Annotated in this window: 6 protein-coding genes; 3 read left to right on the top strand and 3 right to left on the bottom strand. The window is 37.5% G+C overall.

Features of this window, described 5'->3' with window-relative positions; genetic code table 11:
- Positions 1–585 precede the first annotated feature (585 nt).
- The gene (locus tag BUB12_RS16985; protein ID WP_234982746.1) at positions 586–1098 is read left to right on the top strand and encodes an RNA polymerase sigma factor; all 513 of its coding nucleotides are present in this window, start codon (positions 586–588) and stop codon (positions 1096–1098) included.
- A 2-nt stretch (positions 1099–1100) separates the two neighbouring features.
- Positions 1101–2681 carry a DUF4179 domain-containing protein gene (locus BUB12_RS16980; protein WP_072892100.1) on the top strand — a complete coding sequence of 527 codons (1581 nt, stop codon included), beginning with the start codon at positions 1101–1103 and terminating at the stop codon, positions 2679–2681.
- 83 nt (positions 2682–2764) lie between these two features.
- Here BUB12_RS16980 and BUB12_RS16975 read toward each other — a convergent pair whose 3' ends face one another.
- Positions 2765–3118, bottom strand: coding sequence for a VOC family protein (locus BUB12_RS16975; protein WP_072892099.1), 354 nt, complete (start codon positions 3116–3118; stop codon positions 2765–2767).
- Positions 3119–3291: 173 nt separating this feature from the next.
- Between BUB12_RS16975 and BUB12_RS16970 the strand changes: the two genes are divergently transcribed.
- The gene (locus BUB12_RS16970; protein WP_072892098.1) at positions 3292–4440 is read left to right on the top strand and encodes an ArgE/DapE family deacylase; all 1149 of its coding nucleotides are present in this window, start codon (positions 3292–3294) and stop codon (positions 4438–4440) included.
- Positions 4441–4513: 73 nt separating this feature from the next.
- Here the strand turns inward: BUB12_RS16970 and BUB12_RS16965 are convergent, their stop codons facing one another.
- Both BUB12_RS16965 and BUB12_RS16960 read right to left on the bottom strand, forming a co-directional pair.
- Positions 4514–6277, bottom strand: coding sequence for a SulP family inorganic anion transporter (locus tag BUB12_RS16965; RefSeq protein WP_072892097.1), 1764 nt, complete (start codon positions 6275–6277; stop codon positions 4514–4516).
- A gap of 8 nt (positions 6278–6285) precedes the next feature.
- Positions 6286–6633, bottom strand: coding sequence for an ArsR/SmtB family transcription factor (locus tag BUB12_RS16960; RefSeq protein ID WP_072892096.1), 348 nt, complete (start codon positions 6631–6633; stop codon positions 6286–6288).
- Between the last annotated feature and the right edge of the window lie 290 nt (positions 6634–6923).

Genomic DNA, 6923 nt, shown 5'->3' with positions numbered 1-6923 from the left:
TTCACATCAAAAATCCCTGTATTCGTGGCAATAACGGAACCAGAAACCGTCAGCACTGCGAAAACAAGGTGTTTTAGGTAAATAACGGAACGAGGGCCCACCTGGGTTAGGGCATGAATCCTCATTCCATTATTCCGAGAAAATCACGGTATTTGAGTATGTAGTGTAATCGAGGTTCCGTTATATGCCCGATATATTCATAACAGCCCCGTATTTGGGGCAATAACGGAAATAGGAACCGTCAGCACCCCGGAAACAAGGTGTTTCAGCTGAATAACGGAACGAGGGCCCACCACGACAGGCGCATGAATCCTCTTTCCGTTATTTTTCCCATGGGACATTTTTTCCGTTATTCTTAGAAAAACTAGCTTATTCTTTACTGTGATGACATCGGTTCCTTTATTTCATAAAAAAGCACATATTTATTCGTAAAAGGCTTCGTTTAACGTACCAGATGTCCTAAAATAACAATATAAGGGAATTTAAGAGGGAATAACGCATCATATGTCCGATTCTGATACAAAAAAATGGAACGCTTTACTACACTTGTGACTCATATTAGATAGAAAGGCAGGGGGGAAGTTTGTGGCTGCATTACATAATAAAATACTAGTTAAAAAGATAAAAAAGAAAGACATGCATGCAATTATCGATTGGTTTGAAACGAGACAAACAAAGTTTTATCGAATTGGGTGGGCCTACCTACATAATCATCACGATGTTGAAGATGTGTTTCAAACGACGATTTTAAAGATCTATGACAAAATTGCTCAACTGAGAAACCCCGAGTATTTTGAGAGTTGGGCAACATCCATTTTTATAAATGAATGCAAGAACCTATATCGAAAAAATAAACGAAACGACGTCGATGAAAGAGAACCAATCGACAACACTCATATACAAGATTTAAGAATGGATATTGTGGAAGCACTAGATCATATGGAAGAAAAGTATCAAGAAATAATTAATCTAAGATATTTCAGTGATTTTTCACAAGAGAAAATCGCCGAAATACTAGAAGTACCAATTGGCACGGTGAAGTCTCGTATCTATCGTGGATTAAAGCTCTTAAGAACAAAAATGGAAAGAGGGGTGTAAGGGTGGACTGTCAAGAAACAAAGGAAAATTTAATCGCTTATTTGGAAAATCAATGTACACCTGATGACAAGAAGAATGTTGAACGACACGTAGAATCTTGTAAAGAATGTAAGGAAGAGTTACAAGAATTACAAGAAACGATGCAATTACTTGAAGTGGAAAAGGAAAACATAGAGCCTCCTCCATATTTGATGAACAATGTAAAAGAAAAACTTTCTCAAAAAAGAGGAAAGGCAAATAAATGGAAACCTAGTGCTTGGGTTGCAGCTGTTGTGTTTAGTTTAGTTTTTGCAGGAACGGTCGTGGCTGCTACGGATTTGAACCATCATGTTATGGATTGGTGGAAACAAATGACGAGTAATGAAGAGCAGGTGATGGAAGAAAACTTAAAACATGGAATTGGAGATAGGTTAAATATTAGTGAGGTAAGTAATGATGTGAAAGTGACCATCACTGATGTTGTAGCAGATGACATTCAAACACTCTTATATTATGAAATTGAGGACCTTTCCAAACAAGCAAACTATCAAATTAGCTTAACAGAAGGGGTAGAGCTTCCTAATCAAGATGAAATTTGGGATCAGTCTAATTCAAATTTGGAACATGATTTCTCATCTAGTCTAAGTAGTCATGTAACGCTCTATTCTGATCAAGAAAACGTCATGAAAGGAAGACTTGGGTTAGCTCCTATGGATGTCGAGGAAGGGACTATCCAACTAAGCCTTACGAAAATACTAGAAGTCGTGCCTATGGATGAGTCTGTTGGAACAGAGTCACAAGTGACCAATCCAACAGAAGAAAAGTTTTTCGAAGGGGAATGGAACTTTGAGGTATCAATCGAAAAACATCCAGCTATTGTAAAAGATCTTAATATGAAAACAGAAGTAGGTAATACGAAAGTCGTTCTCGAACAACTGACAATAGCACCAACGGTTACTAAACTTACTTATTACTTTGAAACCCTTGACTCAGAGCATCCTGTAGATTTCATAAATTTTGGGGCGTTAAAAAGTGAAGGGAACGCATTTAAACAGGATCCATTTTTATCGGCAGGTGTAAGTAGTTCCAATCATCAATATTCAGGGTCAGTCAATTTTGAATCCATCTACTTCGCTCAACCGAAGGATATTGAATTAGAGCTAAATAGTTATAATACAACGATTAATGAACCAGAACAATTTTCGATTGATGTAGAAAAAGAAAGCCAAACCTTTAAATACTTGGGTACGGAAATTACAGTGGATCAAATTGAAATTGGAAATCCAACTACATTACGTGTAACCGAGGAATTAAATAAAGGTCGGATGTACGAAACACTAGATTTTCAAGTCATAAATAATGCTGACCGTGGAAGTAGTAGTCAGGGTTTAGGCGTTATTATTGATAAACATGGAAACGAATATCCTGTTGAGGAATACTTTTTCCGTTTGGATGAATTGGAACAACCTCGTATGTTTACGACAGAACATCAAGTATCTATTGAAAGTGAATCAGTAGATGAAATTATACCAACTCATTTAAAAATAGATGGCTATACTCAAACAACATTTTTAGATGAAGTTATCGAAATTAACTTAGATTAGACAAAAAGGGTCAGGTTTCCGTGTAGTAGGGAATCTGACTTTCTTTTGGTTTGTGCAGTGATTTGCAAGTTTCTATAGATAATTTAGCACTGACATATCATCAAAACATTTCCATCGAGATCTTTAAAATTAAAATAATGATTATGTTCAATTTCTGTTATCAAATCAACCCCCTTTTTACGCATATAGTGATAGGCAGCTTCAATGTCTTTTGTATTGAAGTGGAAAGCAGGAATTGTAAATATATTCTTTTCTGAATAAATTTTACTATCTAGCACTATGCCTGTGGCTTCCATAGGTAATACGTAAAGGTGACCAAACAGAATTTCTCCATTTTCTTCAAATCCTAAAATATCGCAGTACCAATCTCGTGCTTTCTCAATGTCTTTTACTGGAATGAATACCGTACCTATTTGGTTTAATATTGGACTTACCATGATAATACACTCCTTTTAACTGGATAAATACTCTTTCCACAAAACACATCCAATTTCCTTCCTTAACATAAAAAGTTCTACTCATAGTTTAGTGGAACAACTTGTTTAATAGAGTAATCAAAGCCATTTGGGTAAAATATAAATACACCTATTAATAATCGGAGGGATTTCATATCAAGCATTTTACAGAAGAAGAAAAAATAAAAATTCTATCTGACCTGATTGCCATTCAGTCGGTTAACGAGAATGAAATTGAAGTAGCAAATTATTTGAAACATCTATTTGGTGAATATGGAATTGAGTCTAAAATAGTCCCTGTTACAGATACTCGTGTAAACTTAGTAGCTGAAATTGGAAGTGGAAATCCTGTTATCGGCATTTCTGGTCATATGGATGTCGTTTCTCCTGGTGATGAAAGCGAATGGGCATCTGATCCGTTCAAATTAACAGAACGAGACGGAAAATTATACGGACGAGGAACAAATGATATGAAAGCAGGCTTAGTAAACCTTGCGCTAGTATTAATCGAACTGAAAGAAAATAACGAACTAAAAAACGGTACTGTTCGTTTTATGGCAACGACTGGGGAAGAAGTTGGTGGCGCTGGTTCGAAAAAGCTGTATGAAGAAGGCTATATGGATGATGTGGACTTTCTATGGGTAGCAGAACCATCACATGACACCATCATTTATTCACACAAAGGGTCACTGAATTTGCGAGTAACATCAATTGGGGAAGCAGCACATAGTTCGATGCCTGACCAAGGGTACAATGCGATTAATCCATTGATGAAATATCTTTTAGAAATAGACGAAAAATTAAATGGTGACAATCGCAAAAATAACGTTTTAGATAAATTAGTGATGAGCACAACTATTTTTCAAGCAGGGAATCAAGTGAACTCTATTCCAGAAAAAGCAACTGCTGAAATTAATGTCCGTACAATCCCGGAATTTGATAACGACGAAGTGATCGATTTGTTTAATACAACTGCCAACAGATACAATAAAGGTGGTTCTAGTATCCAAGTTGAAGTGACCATGTCATTACCAAGTGTCTTCACTTCAGGAAAGTCAGAAATGGTGGAACTTACTAAAGAGCTAGGTAAAAAGCATTTAGGCTTAGATATTTCTGTTAAAGGTTCACCAGGTGTGACAGATGCATCGAACTTATTACGAGATAAAGATGAAAATTTCCCTTTTATGATGTTTGGTCCAGGTGAAACAAAGATGGCACATAAAACAGATGAGTATGTCTACAAAGAATACTACTTAGCATTTTTCGATATTTATAAAGAGTTGATTCTAGGCTTAACAAAATAGCTTGGAGCTACACATTTTTACAAAAAAAGAGATGCCTACCATATTGAGTAGACATCTCTTGTCTGGGATCCCTTTAGACAGGACGTAATTCTTCTTTCACTTTTGTCTCTTTCTTTAATTCCCCATAACGAGATAATTGATTACATTCATGGAAAGCGAAATGTTTACAACCTAAGCATTTATTGTAATTAATTTCTGTTAGGGCATAGTTAATGGCTTCACCAGTATGCTCGAAGAAATATTCTTCACCAATTAAGTCAGCAATCCCCGACTTTTTAAAGGTTTCTTTTAGCTCTGGGACAACCCCTGAAACGAGGAGAAGTCCGCCATTTGACTGGAAGTGATGAATAATGTTCGTGAAATTAGCCGTACCAGTAGCATCCATAAATGGCACTTTACCCATGCGCAATATTAATACTTTTGGCTTGTAATGAATGGATTCCATCACTCGCTGTTCAAAAAGTTGTGCTGCCCCGAAGAATAGTGGCCCTTCTACAGTATATATACTAATTTGTGGGCAGTCATGGGCATCGTTCACAACATATGGCTGTACGGCTTGCTCCTCTTGATTATGGTCTGGCAGTACTTTTGAAACGACTAATAGGTTGCTCATCCGTTTCGCAAATAAAACGAGCGCTAAAATTAACCCGACGATTACAGCAGTAGTAATTGTCGTAAATACGGTCAACAGGAAGGTAACGATAAGAATCAAGGAATCTCCTGTTTTCAGTTTTAATAGATAAGCAAATTGTCTGCGTTCACTCATGTTCCAAGCGACAATCATTAACACAGGAGCCATACTTGCTAAAGGAATATACGATGCATAAGGTGCGAAAATAAGTACGGTTAACAAGATGAATAGCCCGTGAATCACACCAGACATCCGTGATGTTGCCCCTGATTTAATATTTGTTGCAGTTCGTGCGATTGCTCCAGTTGCAGGAATCCCACCAAACATTGGTGTAACGATATTAGCAATCCCTTGTCCTACCAATTCACGGTTACTATTGTGCTTACTATTTGTCATGCCATCAGCGACTACAGCTGATAATAAGGATTCAATTCCACCCAAGGCAGCGATGACAAAAGCAGGTACAATCAAACGCTGAATTCTCTCCCAAGTTATTTCTGGAAACTGAAAGTCTGGTAGTTGACTCGAAATATCCCCAAAAGTGGTCCCAATAGTTGCAATATTCCCTTGGAAAAAGAACATCGCAACTATTGTAGAAACAATTAAACCAATGAGAGAGCCAGGTACTTTTGGAAATATTTTAGGTGTAACGATGATGACTACCAAACATACGACAGCCGTTATTATACTGAATAGGCTCGTGGTATGAATATGTAGGAAAATTTCCTTCATGTTGTCTATGAACTTTTCATGTTTCTCTAATCCGGTTAAGCCAAAAAAATTTCCGATCTGTCCGGTGAATATAATAACGGCAATTCCAGATGTGAAACCGACAGTTACAGGTCTGGGAATGTATTTAATTAAGGAACCTAATTTAAACACACCCATAAGTACCAGCATGACTCCAGCCATTAACCCAGCAAGTAATAAGTCCTCATACCCATAGGCAATCACAACCCCCAATAGGATAGGGACAAATGCTCCAGTAGGCCCACCGATTTGATATTTGGATCCACCGAATACAGAAATTAAAATCCCAGCAATACAGGCTGTATAAAGTCCGTATTCTGGCTTAACCCCTGATGCAATTGCAAAAGCCATCGCCAATGGAATAGCAATGATTCCGACGATGACACCTGAGACTAAATCTTTTTGGAAATGATGTAAGGAATAGTTCTTCCATTTGTCAGTTAATAAATCTTTCATTCTAGTTTTTATCCCTCTCTATTGTTCTCCTTTTTTTGATCTAAATCCTCCAGCATGGAAAGTGTATCAATTAAATGGTTGTTGAAAATCTCCTTCGCAACCTCTAGTAATTTAATAATGGAAGGATCTCTTAGCGTATAAACGACGCGTTTTCCTTCCTTTGTCCCTACGACAATATTTCTAGCACGTAAGACACTTAACTGTTGTGACACAGCAGAACCTTCACTATTAAGACTTGCTTGAATTTCATTGACACTTTTTTCTCCTTCCGATAGAACCTCTAAGATTCGTATTCGTAAAGGATGTGCTAATGCTTTAAAAAAATCAGCTTTAAACTGCTGCAAATCATTCCACAAGGGACATACCACCTCTTTCAGTAGAGTTGTCTAGCTCCGAGCGCCTGCAACTAGCGAAGGAACTACATAGAATTACTTCACTGGCCTTTGTGCCGAGTAATCGCAAAAAAACTACGTGGAAATACCACATTGCTTTTGTGCCGAGTAATCGCAGGCACAGGCACAAGACTTCCTTCGCCTCCGTACGATAAGTCAACATCGACTCCGATAAAAAGGAAGGTCGACTAAAACCGGACTTTGCGTCCAACGTCGACATACCCCTATGAAGGGGCATGTTTCCTTTATCTCCT

It is taken from the genome of Ornithinibacillus halophilus (assembly GCF_900129485.1).
In the GTDB taxonomy this organism is placed as follows: Bacteria; Bacillota; Bacilli; order Bacillales; family Amphibacillaceae; genus Ornithinibacillus; species Ornithinibacillus halophilus.
The sequence above is the reverse complement of the archived record's forward strand: the minus strand, read 5'-3'. Positions and strand labels throughout refer to the sequence as shown.